The organism is Streptomyces viridosporus T7A, assembly GCF_008704515.1.
Taxonomy (GTDB): Bacteria; Actinomycetota; Actinomycetes; order Streptomycetales; family Streptomycetaceae; genus Streptomyces; species Streptomyces viridosporus.
Genome location: NZ_CP023700.1, coordinates 3,604,789 through 3,621,831, shown reverse-complemented (window position 1 = coordinate 3,621,831; position 17,043 = coordinate 3,604,789). Strand labels below are relative to the sequence as shown.

General features: G+C 73.7%; 17 protein-coding genes and 1 riboswitch. Of the genes, 14 read left to right on the top strand and 3 right to left on the bottom strand.

Annotated elements, in window-relative coordinates; all coding sequences use genetic code 11:
• Positions 1-39: 39 nt before the first annotated feature.
• Positions 40-225 carry an antitoxin gene (locus CP969_RS16680; protein WP_004987063.1) on the bottom strand — a complete coding sequence of 62 codons (186 nt, stop codon included), beginning with the start codon at positions 223-225 and terminating at the stop codon, positions 40-42.
• 200 nt (positions 226-425) lie between these two features.
• Between CP969_RS16680 and CP969_RS16675 the strand changes: the two genes are divergently transcribed.
• Positions 426-1,172 (top strand): HNH endonuclease family protein, encoded by a 747-nt coding sequence (locus CP969_RS16675; RefSeq protein WP_016825922.1) that lies wholly within the window; start codon positions 426-428, stop codon positions 1,170-1,172.
• A gap of 70 nt (positions 1,173-1,242) precedes the next feature.
• Here CP969_RS16675 and CP969_RS16670 read toward each other — a convergent pair whose 3' ends face one another.
• The gene (locus tag CP969_RS16670) at positions 1,243-2,037 is read right to left on the bottom strand and encodes a hypothetical protein (RefSeq protein WP_016825923.1); all 795 of its coding nucleotides are present in this window, start codon (positions 2,035-2,037) and stop codon (positions 1,243-1,245) included.
• Positions 2,038-2,081: 44 nt separating this feature from the next.
• Positions 2,082-2,576 (bottom strand): hypothetical protein, encoded by a 495-nt coding sequence (locus CP969_RS16665; protein ID WP_016825924.1) that lies wholly within the window; start codon positions 2,574-2,576, stop codon positions 2,082-2,084.
• A 202-nt stretch (positions 2,577-2,778) separates the two neighbouring features.
• Here CP969_RS16665 and CP969_RS16660 point away from each other — a divergent pair, with 202 nt between their 5' ends.
• From CP969_RS16660 to CP969_RS16605, 13 genes are all read left to right on the top strand, one after another.
• Positions 2,779-4,932, top strand: a complete 2,154-nt coding sequence (locus CP969_RS16660) for an N-6 DNA methylase (protein WP_016825925.1) — start codon at positions 2,779-2,781, stop codon at positions 4,930-4,932.
• Positions 4,933-5,152: 220 nt separating this feature from the next.
• Positions 5,153-5,836 carry a hypothetical protein gene (locus tag CP969_RS16655; RefSeq protein ID WP_016825926.1) on the top strand — a complete coding sequence of 228 codons (684 nt, stop codon included), beginning with the start codon at positions 5,153-5,155 and terminating at the stop codon, positions 5,834-5,836.
• Between the two features lie 38 nt (positions 5,837-5,874).
• Complete coding sequence (locus tag CP969_RS16650) at positions 5,875-7,368, top strand: serine/threonine-protein kinase (RefSeq protein WP_258311333.1); 1,494 nt, start codon at positions 5,875-5,877, stop codon at positions 7,366-7,368.
• A gap of 185 nt (positions 7,369-7,553) precedes the next feature.
• On the top strand, positions 7,554-8,201 hold the full coding sequence (locus tag CP969_RS16645) for a SurA N-terminal domain-containing protein (protein ID WP_004987088.1): 648 nt from the start codon (positions 7,554-7,556) through the stop codon (positions 8,199-8,201).
• Between the two features lie 73 nt (positions 8,202-8,274).
• Positions 8,275-9,261 carry a nucleoside triphosphate pyrophosphohydrolase gene (locus tag CP969_RS16640; RefSeq protein WP_004987090.1) on the top strand — a complete coding sequence of 329 codons (987 nt, stop codon included), beginning with the start codon at positions 8,275-8,277 and terminating at the stop codon, positions 9,259-9,261.
• A 267-nt stretch (positions 9,262-9,528) separates the two neighbouring features.
• Positions 9,529-9,696 (top strand): hypothetical protein, encoded by a 168-nt coding sequence (locus CP969_RS33245; RefSeq protein WP_171817496.1) that lies wholly within the window; start codon positions 9,529-9,531, stop codon positions 9,694-9,696.
• Positions 9,693-10,976 carry a cytochrome P450 family protein gene (locus CP969_RS16635; protein ID WP_016825927.1) on the top strand — a complete coding sequence of 428 codons (1,284 nt, stop codon included), beginning with the start codon at positions 9,693-9,695 and terminating at the stop codon, positions 10,974-10,976. Before CP969_RS33245 ends, CP969_RS16635 begins: the two co-directional genes overlap by 4 nt.
• A 214-nt stretch (positions 10,977-11,190) precedes the next feature.
• A complete protein-coding gene (locus CP969_RS16630) occupies positions 11,191-12,150 on the top strand; it encodes a LysM peptidoglycan-binding domain-containing protein (RefSeq protein ID WP_016825928.1) in 960 nt (319 codons plus the stop codon).
• A gap of 205 nt (positions 12,151-12,355) precedes the next feature.
• Positions 12,356-12,524, top strand: a riboswitch (cyclic di-AMP (ydaO/yuaA leader).
• A 3-nt stretch (positions 12,525-12,527) separates the two neighbouring features.
• The gene (locus CP969_RS16625; RefSeq protein ID WP_016825929.1) at positions 12,528-13,298 is read left to right on the top strand and encodes a LysM peptidoglycan-binding domain-containing protein; all 771 of its coding nucleotides are present in this window, start codon (positions 12,528-12,530) and stop codon (positions 13,296-13,298) included.
• A 275-nt stretch (positions 13,299-13,573) separates the two neighbouring features.
• Positions 13,574-14,854 (top strand): phosphopyruvate hydratase, encoded by a 1,281-nt coding sequence (eno, locus tag CP969_RS16620; protein WP_004987102.1) that lies wholly within the window; start codon positions 13,574-13,576, stop codon positions 14,852-14,854.
• 105 nt (positions 14,855-14,959) lie between these two features.
• Positions 14,960-15,436, top strand: a complete 477-nt coding sequence (locus tag CP969_RS16615) for an FtsB family cell division protein (protein WP_016825931.1) — start codon at positions 14,960-14,962, stop codon at positions 15,434-15,436.
• Positions 15,437-15,498: 62 nt separating this feature from the next.
• Entirely contained in the window at positions 15,499-16,044 is a 546-nt protein-coding gene (locus CP969_RS16610) for a DUF501 domain-containing protein (protein ID WP_016825932.1), read from the top strand.
• Positions 16,041-16,991, top strand: a complete 951-nt coding sequence (locus CP969_RS16605; RefSeq protein WP_004987119.1) for a Ppx/GppA phosphatase family protein — start codon at positions 16,041-16,043, stop codon at positions 16,989-16,991. The genes CP969_RS16610 and CP969_RS16605 overlap by 4 nt, the downstream gene beginning before the upstream one ends.
• Positions 16,992-17,043 lie beyond the last annotated feature (52 nt).

The following is a 17,043-nucleotide window of genomic DNA, read 5'->3' as shown; positions in this document are numbered from 1 at the left end:
TGGAAGTGGTTCCGCGCGGCCCTCGGGCCGACGCGGGGCCTACGGCTGGTCGGGGCGGTCGCGGTCCATGCCGAGGCGCCGCTCGGCCTGCTGCTGCGCGGTGTCGACCTGGTCCTCGTACTTGCCGCCGGTCCTCTCGTTGGCCTTCCGTTCCGCGGTGTCCGAGGCCTGCTTGGCCTTGTCACGCGCCATCCTGTTGCTCTTGAGCTTGTCGAAGATACCCATGCAGAGCTCCTTCGGAAGGTGACTCAGAACCGACGATACGCGCGACCTGCGAGGAACGCCCGTTTGATCCCCGTGTGGTCTGGACCTCTCGCTCGTTACGGTGGACCGGGCACCGCCGGGCATCGCGCGGTCCGTACGGGGCAGGGAACAGGGGAGCGAGGGAGGACGGCGTGGCGGGGTACAGGGAGCGGGGCCGGAGGATGCGGCGCACCGGACCGGCGGTGTGCGCCGCGGCCGTCGTGCTGCTCGCCGGCTGCGAGGGGATCCAGGGCGAGGGGTCCCCGGCCGGCGGCGAGAGCGCGGCCGCGGACGGGCGGGCCGTCAGCCCGCTGGACAACCCGGACGGGACGAAGCCGGGCCTGGCGGCCGTGACGGGCGAGGACGACCGGGCCGAGGCGCGCGAACTCATCGAGACGGTGCGGACGAAGGGGCGCGGGCCGAAGACGGGCTACGACCGGGACGAGTTCGGGTACGCGTGGATGGACACGGCCGACGGCGTCCCGCTGGCCCGCAACGGCTGCGACACCCGCAACGACGTGCTCCAGCGCGACGGCCGGGACCTCCGCTTCCGCTCCGGCTCCAACTGCGTGGTCGTCGCCATGACCCTGGCCGACCCCTACACCGGCAAGACCGTCGAGTGGCGCAAGCAGGAGGCCGCCGCGGTGCAGATCGACCACGTCGTGCCGCTCTCCTACAGCTGGCAGATGGGCGCCTCCCGCTGGGCCGAGGCCAAGCGGAAGCAGCTGGCGAACGACACCCTCAACCTGCTCCCGGTCGACGGCCCCGCCAACTCGGCCAAGGGGGACTCCGGTCCGGCGACCTGGCTCCCGCCGAACAGGTCCGTGCGGTGCGCGTACGCGGTCCGCTTCGCCCAGGTCGCCGTCAAGTACGAGATGCCGGTGACGCCGGCCGACAAGCGCATGATGCTGGAGCAGTGCGGCGGCTGAGCGGCGGCCGGGCCGCGGGAGCCCGTCCTCCCGCGGCCCGTTCGGCCGCATGCCGTCCACCGGGGGCGGATCAGCCCAGGGAGTCCAGGTCCAGGACGTGGCCGGTGGGCGTGCGGGCCGGGACCGGCTCGCCGTAGTCGGTGAAGGTGAGCGAACCGGGGTCCGCCGCGGAGGTGCTGTCGACCCGCAGCAGATACGGTTCGCCCTCCGTGGCGACGTAGAGGGTGAAGCGGTCCTCGCCCTCCCGCTCCTCCAGCGTGATCGCGGGCGTGCCGTCGACGGTCGTCGTCTTCCCCCGGGTCGCCTCCGACCGGCCCTCCTCCAGGTCCCCGAGCACCTGGTCGAGGTCGCAGAAGCCCGCCATCTCCTCGGCGTCCGCGCTCTTCAGGGACATCTTGGTCCACTTCCCGGCCAGCAGGGCCACGGCCGCGTCCGCCTCGGGCCCGCCCTCGCCCTGGGCGCGCAGGAACGCCTCGTCGTACTTCATGTAGAGGGTGTCGCCGGTCTTGATCAGTTCGGCCTCGCCCTCGCCGTCCTTGCCCAGCGTGCCGGCGCACTCGCCCTGCTTGTTCAGGGCCATGTCGAGGTGGAGGGTGCCGCCGCTCTCCTCGTCGGGGACGTCGCCCTTCATCCGCAGGGACGGGGCACCGGTCGTGGCCTCGCGGGCCCGGTCCGCGATCTCGCCGCCGGTCAGTCCGGCGAAGGGTTCCTCCTGCGGCTTCCGGGAGTTCTTCCGGTCCTCCGCCGCGCTCTGCCCGGCCGAGTCGCTCGATGTGCTGTTCGCCCTGTCCTCGCCGGCGCAGCCGGTGAGACCGGCGGTGGCCACGGCGGCCAGGCAGAGGGCGGCGAGTGCGGTGCGGCGCATGATGGGTTACCTCGGTGTTCTTCGGTGGATGAACGGGGGGCCGGTCAGAACTTGCCGTTGCCGAGCAGTTCGCCGTCGGCGTCGTAGACGGTGACCAGGCCGTTCTCGCTCTGCTTCCAGTCGGCGAACGCGGAGGCGATGAGCTTGGCGGGGCCCGTGCCCTCGCCCGTGAGGCCGCCGGTGAAGTCGGTGTAGACGTCGGCGGTGTCGAGGATGTCGTTCTGCTCGTCGGCGCCCTGGACCTTGGTGACGTGCGAGACGGCCTCCTTCTCCGAGGCCGTGCCGTTCTTCTGCACGAACGCCTTGAACCGCTCGGCCTGGGAGGCCTTCTCGGCGCCCTTGTCGTCGGCGCCCTTGTCGTCGGCGGGCTTCGCGTCGGACGCGCCGTCCCGCTTCGTGCCGCCGGACTGCTGCTCCGCGGCCGCCGAGGAGCCCTTGTCGCCGGATCCCCCGCCGGTGTCACCGGAGTTCGCCGACACGGCGCCGATGACGACGATCCCGACGACCGCGCCCAGCGCGATCTTGCTCTTCATGCCCATGGCTGTGTCCCCTCCCGGACAGGGCGACCGCCCCGCGGCGATCACTCGTTCGCTGGGTCAATGAGAGCAGAGAGTGTGAATCGAGTCAACACGGTTCACAGGGTGATGCGTGTACACGCGCGTGAAGCCTTGGATCTTGCGCACGTCGGTATGCTCGACGCCACAGACGGACCAGTGGGAAGCCAGAAGGAAGTAGGGCGGGGTGCCGGAGAAGCGGGACAGCGCGACAGAAGTGACCGCCGCGGGGATCGCGCGGCTGGCCGGGGTCGGCCGCGCCGCCGTCAGCAACTGGCGCCGCCGGCACGCCGACTTCCCCAAGCCGGTCGGCGGCACCGAGGCCAGCCCCTCGTTCGCCCTCGCCGAGGTCGAGCACTGGCTGCGCCTGCACCGCAAGCTCGCCGAGGTCCCCCTGCGGGAACGCGTCTGGCAGCAGCTCGCCGGCCACCCCGACGGGCCGGTCACCGCCCTCACCCACGCCGGCTGCGTCCTGCTGCTGATCCACGAGCGCTCCCCCGTCTGGCTGGAGGTGAGTTCCGGCTCCGACGAGCGGCTGGCCGCGCTGCTGCCCGAGGCACTGGAGCAGGTGCTCCCGCCCCGGCCGGACGACGGGACGGGCGACGCGCGTGTGAACCCCTCGGGTGCTGTGAACACCCCCTCGGCGGTTCACAGCACCCCGCACGGCCGTCACACCGCACCCACCGCCGCCCCGGAGCCCCGCGCCGCCGCCGTCCGGCCCCCCGCCGCGCCCCGGCTGCTCCCCTCCGTACCCCTCCTGCGCGGCGTCGCCGAACTCGCCGCCGACCTGGGCGCCCGGCAGACCTTCGAGTTCCTGCTCGGCCGGCACCTCGACGCCCATCCGCGCCAGTACACGCTCACCCCCGCCGACCTCGCCGGTCTCATGGCCGACCTCGCCGGCCCCGCCCGCACCGTCCTCGACCCGGCCTGCGGCACCGGCGCCCTGCTGCGCGCCGTCACCCCCCGCCCCGGCCAGCGGCTGTACGCGCAGGAAAGCTCCCCCGAACTCGCCGCGCTCGCCGCGCTCCGCCTCGCCCTGCACACCCGCGCCCCCGTGCACGCCGCCGCCGGCGACACCCTGCGCGCCGACGCCCACCCGGAGCTGCGGGCCGACGCCGTCCTGTGCCACCCGCCGTTCAACGAGCGCAACTGGGGGCACGACGAACTCGCCTACGACCCGCGCTGGGAGTACGGCTTCCCGGCCCGCACCGAGTCCGAACTGGCCTGGGTGCAGCACGCGCTCGCCCGGGTGAGGGACGGCGGCACCGCCGTGCTGCTGATGCCGCCCGCCGCCGCGTCCCGCCGCTCCGGCCGCCGTATCCGGGCCGACCTGCTGCGCCGGGGCGCACTGCGCGCCGTCGTCGCGCTGCCGGCCGGCGCGGCGCCCCCGTACAACATCCCGCTGCACCTGTGGGTGCTGCGCCGTCCCGAACAGGCGCCCACCCACCCGGAGGTACTGCTCGCCGACGCGGGGCGGTTCGCCGGCGAGGGGCGCGGCGGGCCCGACTGGCAGGGGGTGCGAGAGGCGGTCCTCGACGCCTGGCGCGCCCACGACCGGGACGGCCGCCTCGACGAACGCCCGGGCCTCGCCCGCTCCGTGCCCGTCGTCGAGCTCCTGGACGACGACGTCGACCTCGCCCCGGCCCGCCATCTGCCGCCCCTGACCGCGGCGGACGGCGCCGGCCGGCTCGCCGACGTGCACGAGCGGCTCGGCGAGACCCTGCGGCTGACCGCCGAGCTCACCCCGCCGCCCGTGGACCCCGCGCGGTCCGCCGCCCCCGGCCGCCGGCCGCTCACCACCGTCGGCGAACTCGCGCGCACCGGCGCCCTGGTGATGCGCACGGGCGGAAACGGCGGGCACGCGCGCCTGCCCGTGCTCACCGACCACGACGTCCTCTCCGGCACCGACCCCTCCGGGACGCTTCCGGAGAGCGACGAGGAGGCGGTGCTCACCGCGCCCGGGGACGTCGTCGTCCCCGTGCTCGGCGGGGGCTCGGTCGCCCGGGTGGTCGACCGGGCGACCGCCGGGGCCGTGCTCGGCCGCAACCTCGTGCTGCTGCGGCCCGATCCGGCGGCGCTCGACCCGTGGTTCCTCGCCGGGTTCCTGCGCGGCACCGCCAACCACCGCCAGGCCAGCAGCTACGCGTCCACCGCCACACGGCTCGACGTACGGCGCCTCCAACTGCCCCGGCTCCCCATGGACGAACAGCGCCGCTACGGCGCGCGCTTCCGGGACCTCGACGCGTTCGAACGGGCGCTCAGGCGGGCGGGACGGCTCGGCGAGCAGCTCGTCCGCGGGATGTACGACGGCCTGACCGACGGCACGGTCGCACCCGACTGAGCCCCCGCGCCCGGCCGAGACCTCCGGCCGAGACCCCCGGACGAGGCGCCCAGACGAGGCGCCCGGCCGGGACGACCCGGCCGGGGCGATCGGTACGACAACGGTTCGGTACAACCCGGACCGGTTGTCCCCAGGGGCCTATACGCTCGGACTTCAGCCGAGTACTGCCACACGCACACTCGCGCCCCGTCCCATCGGCTACAGCGGTCCAGGAGCAGTCATGTACGGCCACGGCGCGCCGCCCCCTCGCAGCGAGGCAACGGTCATCACCCTGCGCGTGCTGTTCACCGCCGTCGGCGTGCTGTGCTGCGGCCTGCTGGCGTGCGTGCCGCTGTTCCGGATCGCGGTTCTGCGGGGGCGCGTGGGCGACTGGGCGCTGGCCTGGGTGAGCATTCCGCTGTCGATCGCGTGCCTGTCCGTGATCGGCGCGCTGCCGGAGACGGACCCCCGGACCGACGTGGCCCTGGCGGTGGTCCTGCTCCTCGGGGCCGCCTCCAGCGCGTACTTCCTGACCGTGGACATCCGCTTCCACCAGCAGCTGCGCCGTCACCCGGGCCCCGCGCCGTTCCCGCCCCACGTCGCGACGACGCCCGCCTCGGGCTACTCCGCCCCGTACGGCTACCCGCAGCAGCCCCCGTCGCCGTACGCGTCCGCCGCCGTGCCGCCGCAACCGCAGGCGCGGCCACAGCCGCAGGCGCCCCACACCCCGGCGCCCCGGCCGCCCGTCCCGCACCCCGCGCCCGCGCCCCACGACGCCGCGCCGTCCGGCCCCGTGCCGCCGGCGCAGCGTCCCGCGCCCGCCCGGATCGACCAGGTGCGGGCGGAACTCGACGAACTCAGCGACTACCTGCGCCGTCAGGACGGACAGCACGGGCAGCACGGCGACCACGAGACCGGAAGGTGACCGTGACGGCGGGACGTGTCGTCGCCGGCCGCTACGAACTGTCCACGCTCATCGGCCAGGGCGGCATGGGACAGGTCTGGACGGCCTACGACCAGCGGCTGGACCGGCGGGTGGCGGTGAAGCTGCTGCGCCCCGACAAGGTGGCCGGGCAGGAGGCCGACGAGCTGCGCCGCCGCTTCGTGCGCGAGTGCCGGGTGACCGCACAGGTCGACCACCCGGGCCTGGTCACCGTGCACGACGCGGGCAGCGCGGGCGAGGAGCTGTTCCTCGTCATGCAGTACGTCGACGGCGCCGACCTCGGCGACCACCTCGCCGAACACGACCCGTACCCGTGGCAGTGGGCCGTGGCGGTGGCCGCGCAGCTGTGCGCCGTGCTGAGCGCGGTGCACGCCGTGCCGATCGTCCACCGCGACCTCAAGCCGCGCAACGTGATGGTGAACCAGGACGGCACGGTCACCGTGCTGGACCTCGGGGTCGCCTCCGTCATGGACAGCGACACCACGCGCCTGACGCACACCGGCTCGCCCATCGGCTCGCCCGCCTACATGGCCCCCGAGCAGGCGATGGGCGGCGCGGTCGGCCCGTACACGGACCTGTACGCGCTCGGCGTGCTCCTGCACGAGCTGCTCAGCGGCGACGTGCCGTTCGCCGGCTCGACGGCGCTCGGCGTGCTGCACCGGCACCTGTACGAGCCGCCGCTGCCCGTGCGCCGGATCCGCCCCGAGGTCCCCGAGGCCCTGGAGACGCTGGTGCTGCGCCTGCTCGCCAAGGACCCGCAGCACCGCCCGGACTCCGCGCAGGAGGTCTACGAGCACCTGGCGCCGCTGCTGCCCGCGCGGGGCACGCCCACCGGGGCGCCCCTCGACCCCACCCGCCCCTTCCTGCGCCCGCACGCGCCCTGGCCGGACCGCGCGCGCACGCCCGCGCCCCGGCCCGCCCCCGCCGCGCCGCCCGCGCCGGTGGCGGAGAAGGCCGACGTCGCCACCGCCGTCGACGAGGTCAAGCGGCTGCTCGGCGAGGGCCGGATCACCCAGGCCGTCGACATCCTCGGCGCGATCCTGCCCGTCGCCGCCGAACAGCACGGCGAGCACTCGCCGGTGGTGCGCACCCTGCGCAAGCAGTACGCGGCCACCCTCCTGGACGACGGCCAGTACCGGCGCGCGCTGCCCGAACTGCGCCGCCTCGCCGACGAGCGCGCCGCCGAGGCCGGCCAGGCCGACCCGCAGTCCCTGCGCTACCGCTACGAGGCCGCCCAGTGCCTGGAGCAGCTCGGCGAACCGGCGGCGGCGCTCGCCGAGTACCGGACGCTGCTGGGGTACTACGAGAACCGGTACGTGGCCGCCGGCGACCCGCAGCTCGCCCACGACGTCCGCCGCCGCATCGGCCACCTCCTGCTCGCCCTCGGCGACCGCGCCGCCGCGCACGACACGCTGGTCCGGTTGCTGCACGACGTGGAACGCGTCCAGGGCCCCGGGCACCCGATGGCCGCCGAGATCCGGCGGACGCTGCAGTGGCTGGGGCAGGTGCGCTGACAGCGCCCGCCGTGTCACCCCATCACCGCTCACTGCATCGCCATGCCCGGCCGTCGGGGCGCGGCGGTGCCGGAACTCCCCGTGAATCGTTGGTCGAATGGGTTGGCCAGAGCTCGGCCGATGCCTACCATCGATCATCGCAAGACTTTGTGCACTGCCGCACAAGCTCTCCTCGGGAGGTTTCCTTGCACCGCCGCCGTCGCACCGCGCTCCTGCTCACCGCCGCGATCGCCGCGGCGGCGCCCCTGCTCACCGCCTGCGGAAACGATGCGCATCCGGGCGCGGCGGCCGTCGTCGGCGACCAGCGGATCACCGTGTCGCAGCTGGAGGACCGGGTCAGCGAGGTCCGCGCGGCCCAGCGGGCGGCCGTACCGGACGAGGCCCAGTACGCGCAGGCCATCGCCCGCACCGGCAGCCTCACCCGCGACACCCTGCACGGCATGGTCCTGGACCGGGTGCTGCAGCACGCCGCGCGGGACGCCGGGGTGACCGTCACCCCCAGGGAGATCCAGCAGATGCGGTCCGGGCTGGAGGAGCAGGCCGGTGGCGCCGAGGCGCTCGAGGCGGCCTGGCTCCAGCAGTACGGCGTGCCGCCGCAGCGCCTCGACGAGAACCTCCGGCTCCAGCTCGAGGCCCAGAAGCTCGCCCAGCGGCTCGGCACCGAGACCGGCCGGCCCGAGTTCTGGGCGGCGCTGTCCGAGGCGGGCAAGGACCTCGGCGTCGACCTCAACCCGCGCTACGGCACCTGGGACGTCGAGAAGAGCAGCCGCGTCGACGCCGGGCCCCCGTGGCTGCGGGACGTCACCTCGGAGGGGGTCCAGCAGCCCATGTGACGCCCCGACCGGCCCGCCGGCCGCCCCGCGGACGACGTCCGGGCCGGCCGGCGGCGTGCGTTAGTTTCGGAGCGTGAACGCAACCAGCCGCGCACCCCGTCCCGAGGCCGGCCCCGGCCGCATCGTCCTGCTCACCACCAGCCACCGGGTGGCGCCCGGCCTGCTGTCCTGGCCCGCCTGGCAGACCCTGCACGCGGCCGACCGGGTGCTGTGCGCGGACGGCGCGCACCCGCAGCTGCCGTACCTGCGCGAGGCGGGGATACCGGTCGAGGAGGCGTCCTCGACCGCCCAGGAGCTGGTGGACGCCTGCGCCGGCGGGCGGACGGTGGTGGTCGTGGCCACCGGCGAGGGCGAGCCCGCCCTGACCGACGGGCTGGCGCGCCTGGCCGGGACCGGCAGGGTCCGGATGCCCGAGCTGGAGCTGCTGCCCGCCTCCTACGACCTGCCGGGCGCCCGGCTGCTCGACCTGGTGCAGGTCATGGACCGCATCCGCGCCGAGTGCCCCTGGTCCTCCCGCCAGACCCACCGGGGCCTGGCGAAGTACGGCATCGAGGAGGCGTACGAGCTGGTCGAGGCCATCGAGGAGGGCGACCGGGACGAACTGCGCGAGGAACTGGGGGACGTCCTCCTCCAGGTCGTCTTCCACGCCCGGATCGCCGAGGAGCACCCCGAGGAGCCCTTCTCCGTCGACGACGTGGCCGGCGGCATCGTCGCCAAGCTCGTCCACCGCCACCCCCACGTCTTCGGCGACGCGACGGCGACCACCCCCGAGGAGGTCAAGGAGCACTGGCTGCGCACCAAGGCGGTCGAGAAGCGGCGCGCCTCGGTCACCGAGGGCGTCCCCCTCGGCCAGCCGGGACTGGCCCTCGCCGCCAAACTCGCCTCCCGCGTCCGCACGGCGGGCCTGGACGTCCCCCTGCCCCGGGGGGAGGGCATCGGCTACGAGCTGCTCGCCCTCGCGGTGCGGGCCGAGGCGGAGGGCGTCGACCCGGAGGCGGCGCTGCGCGCGGCGGCCCGGGCCTACCGGGACGCCATCCGGGCCGAGGAAGCCGCCGGCTGACGCCGCCGCTGCCCGGGGGCCCTCATGCCCGGCTCCTCCCGAGAACCGCCGTCCGGGGCACCCCGGCCGCCCGGACCGGCCGTCCCGGGAAGGCCCCGCGCATCGGGCCGAAGGACCGTCTCCCCGTGCGCGTCCCCCGCGACCCGCTGCCGTTCCTGCCGCACGGCGACCGGCTGCCGGTCGACTGCGTGCCGCACCGCTGGGGCATGACCCGGTTCCTCCACTCCTCCACGCGCCCGGCCTCCCGGTGCCCGGCGTCGTGTTCGCATGGCGGGGGACTGGTGGTTCGCCGTTCCCCGCCCGGCGATGGGCGGCTACGCCCGCGTCCCCAGCACGCCGATGACCAAGGGGCCGCGGACGCTGCGCCGGCGGCGCCGGGCCCGTGCGGCACCGGCGCGCACGGCCCGCGAAGGCCCGGATACCGTCGAGGAGTGACCGACCAGCCCCCGCTCCCCAGCACCGCCCCCGACCGGCCCGAACTCTTCACCTGGGAGTTCGCGAGCGATCCGTACCCCGCCTACGCCTGGCTGCGCGAGCACGCGCCCGTGCACCGGACGCGGCTGCCCAGCGGGGTCGAGGCCTGGCTGGTCACCCGGTACGCCGACGCCCGGCAGACCCTCGCCGACAACCGGCTCTCCAAGAACCCGGCGCACCACGACGAGCCCGCGCACGCCAAGGGCAGGACCGGCATCCCCGGTGAGCGCAAGGCGGAGCTGATGACGCATCTGCTCAACATCGACCCGCCGGACCACACCCGGTTGCGCCGGCTGGTCAGCAAGGCGTTCACACCGCGCCGCGTCGCCGAGTTCGCGCCCCGGGTGCAGCAGCTCACCGACGGGCTCATCGACCGGTTCGCGGCCACCGGCTCCGCCGACCTCATCCACGAGTTCGCCTTCCCTCTCCCCATCTACGCCATCTGCGACCTGCTCGGCGTGCCCCGGGAGGACCAGGACGACTTCCGCGACTGGGCGGGCATGATGATCCGCCACCAGGGCGGCCCGCGGGGCGGGGTCGCCCGGTCGGTGAAGAAGATGCGCGGCTACCTCGCCGACCTCATCCACCGCAAGCGCGCGGCCCTGCCCGCCGAACCCGCTCCCGGCGAGGACCTCATCTCCGGTCTCATCCGCGCCTCCGACCACGGCGAGCACCTCACCGAGAACGAGGCCGCCGCGATGGCGTTCATCCTGCTGTTCGCCGGCTTCGAGACCACCGTCAACCTCATCGGCAACGGCACCTACGCCCTGCTCACCCACCCCGAGCAGCGCGACCGCCTGCAGAGGTCGCTGGCGGCGGGGGAGCGCGGACTGCTGGAGACGGGGGTCGAGGAACTGCTGCGCTACGACGGCCCGGTGGAACTCGCCACCTGGCGGTTCGCCACCGAGCCGGTCACCATCGGCGGACAGCGCATCGCGGCCGGCGACCCGGTCCTCGTCGTCCTGGCCGCCGCGGACCGGGACCCCGACCGGTTCGCCGACCCGGACGTGCTCGACCTCGGCCGGCGCGACAACCAGCACCTGGGGTACGGACACGGCATCCACTACTGCCTGGGCGCGCCGCTGGCCCGTCTGGAGGGCCAGACCGCGCTCGCCACCCTGCTGACCCGCCTGCCGGACCTCCGGCTCGCGGTGGATCCCGCCGAGCTGCGCTGGCGCGGCGGGCTCATCATGCGCGGACTGCGCACCCTGCCGGTGGAGTTCACCCCACCGCGGGGCTGACCGGAGGGGCCCGGGGCGCCGTTTCCGCGCCGGTTCCGCACGCCCCGGGCGGAACAGCGCAAACATGACACGCGCTCATCTCTGTGATCTTCACGTGATCTGTGCGGCATGAACTTGTGACAAGTGATCGTCTGCGGATACGTTCACCCATCAAGCGTGGCGCCTCGACTCCGTCCGCCGCGCCGGTAACTGCTGTCGTGTGAAAGGTCTCCGCATGCTTTCCGGGAACGGTCGGCACCGTCGCCCCCGCCAGGCTCCGGCACTCCTCGTCGCGGCCGGAGTGACCGGCTCCGCCATCGCGATCCCGCTCCTCGGAGCCGGCAGCGCCAGCGCGGCCGACGGCGCGACCTGGGACCGGGTCGCAGAGTGCGAGAGCGGTGGCTCCTGGAGCCAGAACGCCGGCAACGGTTACTACGGCGGACTGCAGTTGACGCAGGACGACTGGGAGAAGTACGGCGGACTCGACTACGCGCCGAGCGCCGACCAGGCCAGCCGCGGCCAGCAGATAGCCGTGGCCGAGAGAATCCTCGCCGACCGGGGGGTCGGCGCGTGGCGCACCTGCGGACTGACGGCGGGTCTGGAGCAGAGCTCCGCCCCGGTCGACACGGGCGGGGCGGGGAACTCCACGCCGAGGGCGTCCGATGCGCCGGACTCGTCCGGATCGTCGGACTCCGGTGAGCCGTCCGCCTCTCCCTCCTCCCCCTCCTCCTCGCCGTCGTCCGACCCGTCGTCCGACCCGTCGGCGGACGCGAGGGGCGGGGGCGGCGTGCCGGGCGAGTCCGCCGGTCCGGACGCCGCTGCGTCCCCCTCCGCATCGACCGCCCCGAAGCGTGACGAGTCGGACAAGTCCGGACAGTCCGAGGGGTCTTCGGCGTTCACCGAGGACACCGGCACCGGCCGTCACCGCGGCGCCAGCGCCGAGGAGGCCGAGGGTCGCGCGGACGAGGCGTCCGGCCGGCACGCCTCGCGCGGCGCCGACGCCTCCCGCGGCGCCGCCGGCGGCCCCTACACCGTGCGCTCCGGCGACAGCCTCTGGTCCATCGCCGACTCCCTTGAGCTCGAGGGGGGATGGCGCGCTCTCTACGCGAAGAACGAGCAGGCCATCGGTGCCGACCCGAACCTCATCGTGCCCGGTCAGGAGCTCGAGGTCGGAGTCGGGCAGGGCGGGGAGTGACGCCCGAAGGGGCGGGCGGGCGGCGCTAGTTGACGTCACGTTTCATGCTGAATGTCCGTTTTAAAGATGATGAGAGATAGATCTCAGAAGTCCTGATCGTCTTTGTCATCCGGTCGATCACGTGCTTACGGTCGTGACCGCTCGCCACCGCGGGCCCCGATCGCCGTCACGCCGAATCCTGCCGGCGGCGGTACGGGAACAGTCGTCGCGTCATGCGCCACAGGCAGGAGCGGGGGACCCAAGGTAGGCGCCGGATCCGGAAGTTGACGCCGGATCCGGCTCGGGGTGAAGCCGTGTCCCGTGAGGGGCGCGGCCGGGCAACTCAACCGGCCCGAACCCGACAGCTCACCTCGTAGGCGTCGGTGAGGGGATCATCCATGCTGTTTTCCGGCAAGGGCAAGCACCGTCGTCCGTCCAAGGCCACTCGCGCCATCGCCGTCGCCGGTGTCACCGGCGCGGCCGTCGCCGCCCCGCTGATGGCGGCCGGCAACGCCTCCGCCGCCACCGCCTCCGAGTGGGACGCCGTCGCCCAGTGCGAGTCCGGCGGCAACTGGTCCATCAACACCGGCAACGGTTACTACGGCGGTCTGCAGTTCTCCGCCTCCACCTGGGCCGGGTACGGCGGCACGAAGTACGCCGCCACCGCCGACCGGGCCACCAAGGCCCAGCAGATCGAGATCGCCGAGAAGGTCCTCGCGGGCCAGGGCAAGGGTGCCTGGCCGGTCTGCGGCAAGAACCTGTCGAGCGCCCCCTACGGCGGCGGCTCCACCCAGTCCCAGGGCGGCGGCTCCTCGCAGGGCTCGCAGAGCCAGGGGCAGAGCCAGAACCAGGGCCAGGGGCAGAGCCAGAACCGGAGCCAGGGTCAGAACCAGTCCCAGGGCGCCGGTTCCGCCGAGACCCGTGAGACCGAGCGGAAGGCCTCCCGCTCCACCGAGCGCCCGGAGGCGAAGAAGACCGTCACCACCCCGACCGGTGAGAAGGTCCAGAAGGGCGACGGCGAGTACAAGGTCGTCAAGGGCGACACCCTCAGCTCGATCGCCGAGGAGCACGGCGTCAAGGGCGGCTGGGCCAAGCTGTTCGACCTCAACGACGACATCGTCGAGGACGCCGACCTCATCTACCCGGGCCAGCAGCTGCACCTGAAGTAAGGGCGGCGGCCACCGGCCCCTCCCCGTCCCCACGGGCTCCCCGCCCCGGTGCGTGTTCCCCCGTACGCACCGGGGCGGGGTTTTTCACGGGTCCGCGAGGTCACGGTTTCCGTCACGTTCCCCGAACGTGCTTTGTTCCGTTCGGAAACAATCTAAGCTCGGTTCCGTCCACGGGACGGGCGATCGGATGCCGATCGCCCGGAGCCGGTTAGGCTCGGTCTCGCAGAGCCACCGCGGCCCTGCCCACTCGCGTCACATCCATGAAGGAGATGCTCGTGCCGTCCATCGACGTCGTCGTAGCCCGGGAAATCCTGGACTCCCGAGGCAACCCCACGGTCGAGGTCGAGGTCGGCCTCGACGACGGCAGCACGGGTCGTGCCGCCGTCCCGTCCGGCGCCTCCACCGGCGCCTTCGAGGCCATCGAACTCCGTGACGGCGATGCCAACCGTTACCTCGGCAAGGGTGTCGAGAAGGCCGTCCTGGCCGTCATCGAGCAGATCGGCCCGGAGCTGGTCGGTTACGACGCCACCGAGCAGCGCCTGATCGACCAGGCGATGTTCGACCTGGACGCCACCGACAACAAGGGCTCGCTCGGCGCCAACGCCATCCTCGGCGTCTCGCTCGCCGTCGCCCACGCCGCCTCCGAGGCCTCCGACCTGCCGCTCTTCCGCTACCTGGGCGGCCCGAACGCGCACCTGCTGCCGGTGCCGATGATGAACATCCTGAACGGCGGCTCGCACGCCGACTCCAACGTGGACATCCAGGAGTTCATGATCGCCCCGATCGGCGCGGAGACCTTCTCCGAGGCCCTGCGCTGGGGCACCGAGGTCTACCACACCCTCAAGAAGGTCCTGAAGAGCAAGGGCCTGGCCACCGGCCTCGGCGACGAGGGCGGCTTCGCCCCGAACCTCGGCTCCAACCGCGAGGCCCTCGACCTGATCCTCGAGGCGATCAGGGAGGCCGGCTACACCCCCGGCGAGCAGATCGCCCTCGCCCTCGACGTCGCCGCCTCCGAGTTCTACAAGGACGGCTCCTACGTCTTCGAGGGCAAGGAGCGCTCCGCCGCCGAGATGACCGAGTACTACGCCGAGCTCGTCGAGGCGTACCCGCTCGTCTCCATCGAGGACCCGCTGTTCGAGGACGACTGGGAGGGCTGGAAGACCATCACCGCCAAGCTCGGCGACAAGGTCCAGCTCGTCGGCGACGACCTGTTCGTCACCAACCCCGAGCGTCTGGCCCGCGGCATCGAGGAGAACGCCGCCAACGCCCTGCTGGTCAAGGTCAACCAGATCGGCTCGCTGACCGAGACCCTGGACGCCGTCGAGCTGGCCCAGCGCAACGGCTTCAAGTGCATGATGTCCCACCGCTCCGGCGAGACCGAGGACGTCACCATCGCCGACCTGGCCGTCGCCACCAACTGCGGCCAGATCAAGACCGGCGCCCCGGCCCGCTCCGAGCGCGTCGCCAAGTACAACCAGCTGCTGCGCATCGAGGAGATCCTCGACGACGCCGCGGTGTACGCCGGTCGCAGCGCCTTCCCGCGCTTCAAGGGCTGAGCGCCTCACCCGTAGGAAGAGCGTCGTACGTACGTCCCCGTACCCGGTCCCGTACCGTGTGCGGGGACGTACGCGCGTATGACATGGGAACGGGAGGCGGGGGACATGGCCGTGAAGGACCGGGACCGTTTCTCCACCGCGACCAGGATCCGGCTGATCGGTGAGCAGACCGCGGCCCGGGTCTACCGCTCGCAGACCAAACGCCAGGCCCGCCGCTCCCGGCTGACCGGCCGCGCGGCGCTGCTCGCCCTGGTGGTCTGCTCGCTGATCGTGGCCCTCGCCTATCCCATGCGGCAGTACGTCTCCCAGCGCGCCGAGATCGCCGACCTCCAGCGGGAGCAGGAGGAGGCCCGCAGGCGCGTCGAACAGCTGCGCGACATGAAGGCGCGCTGGCAGGACGACGCCTACGCCGAGCAGGAGATCCGCCGGCGGCTGCACTACGTCATGCCCGGCGAGACCGGCTACATCGTGATCGACCCGGGCCGGGCCGCGTCGTCGCGCACCGACCGCGGGGCGGCCGACCGCCCCTGGTACTCCAACGTCTGGGACGGGGTCGACAAGGCCGACGCCGCCCCCCGGTGAACCCACCCGCGCAGGCCCCCGGAAAGCCCCCGGAAGCCCCGGACAACGCAGAAAGACAGGTCATGGACACGCCCCCGCCCTCGACCCCGCGCACCGAGCCCACGGCCGCGGACGTCGAGGCCTTCAAGCAGCAGCTCGGCCGGCCCCCGCGCGGGCTGCGGGCCATCGCGCACCGCTGCCCCTGCGGGCAGCCGGACGTGGTGGAGACCGCGCCGAGGCTGCCCGACGGCACCCCCTTCCCGACGCTCTACTACCTCACCTGCCCCCGGGCCTCCTCGGCGATCGGGACGCTGGAGGCGAACGGCGTGATGAAGGAGATGACGGAGCGGCTGGGCACCGACCCGGAGCTGGCGGCCGCGTACCGCGCGGCGCACGAGGACTACGTCCGGCGCCGCGACGAGATCGAGGAGCTGAAGGGCTTCCCGAGCGCCGGCGGCATGCCGGACCGGGTGAAGTGCCTGCACGTCCTGGTCGCCCACTCGCTGGCCGCGGGCCCCGGGGTCAACCCGCTGGGCGACGAGGCGCTGGCGATGCTGCCCCCGTGGTGGAGCAAGGGCCCGTGCGTGACGCCGCCGGAGGACGGCCCCGCGCAGGAGGACGAGCGATGACCCGGGTCGCCGCCGTCGACTGCGGCACGAACTCCATCCGGCTCCTGGTGGCCGACCTCGATCCGGTCACCGGCGAGCTGACCGAACTGGACCGGCGGATGACGATCGTGCGGCTCGGCCAGGACGTGGACCGCACGGGCCGGCTGGCGCCCGAGGCGCTGGAGCGCACCTTCGCCGCCTGCCGCGCCTACGCGGAGATCATCAAGGAGCACGGCGCGGAACGCGTGCGCTTCGTGGCCACCTCCGCCTCCCGCGACGCCGAGAACCGCGACGTGTTCGTGCGCGGGGTGCTGGACATCCTGGGCGTGGAGCCCGAGGTCGTCACCGGCGACCAGGAGGCCGAGTTCTCCTTCACCGGCGCCACCAGGGAGCTGGCCGGGCGCGCGGACCTGCGCCGCCCGTTCCTGGTCGTGGACATCGGCGGCGGCTCGACCGAGTTCGTCGTCGGGGACGACCACGTCCGCGCCGCCCGCTCCGTCGACGTGGGCTGCGTGCGGATGACCGAGCGGCACCTGGTGCGGGACGGGGCCGTGACGGACCCGCCGACCGAGGAGCAGATCGCGGCGATGCGCGCCGACATCGAGGCCGCCCTCGACCGCGCCGAGGAGACGGTCCCGCTGCGCGAGGCGCACACCCTGGTGGGCCTGGCCGGTTCGGTCACCACCGTGTCGGCGATCGCGCAGGACCTGCCCGCGTACGACTCGGCGGCCATCCACCACTCCCGGATCTCCCAGGACCGCGTCCGCGAGATCACCCACCGGCTGCTGCGCGCCACCCACGCCGAGCGCGCGGCGGTGCCCTCCATGCACCCGGGCCGGGTCGACGTGATCGGCGCCGGGGCCCTCGTCCTCCTGGCGATCATGGAACGGATCGGCGCGCGGGAGGTCGTGGTCTCGGAGCACGACATCCTGGACGGGATCGCCTGGAGTTGCACGTCCGCTGAGTGACCCGCGTGTGCGAGCCTCGACGGCACCGCTCGTCACGCGGCGAGCCGGGTGC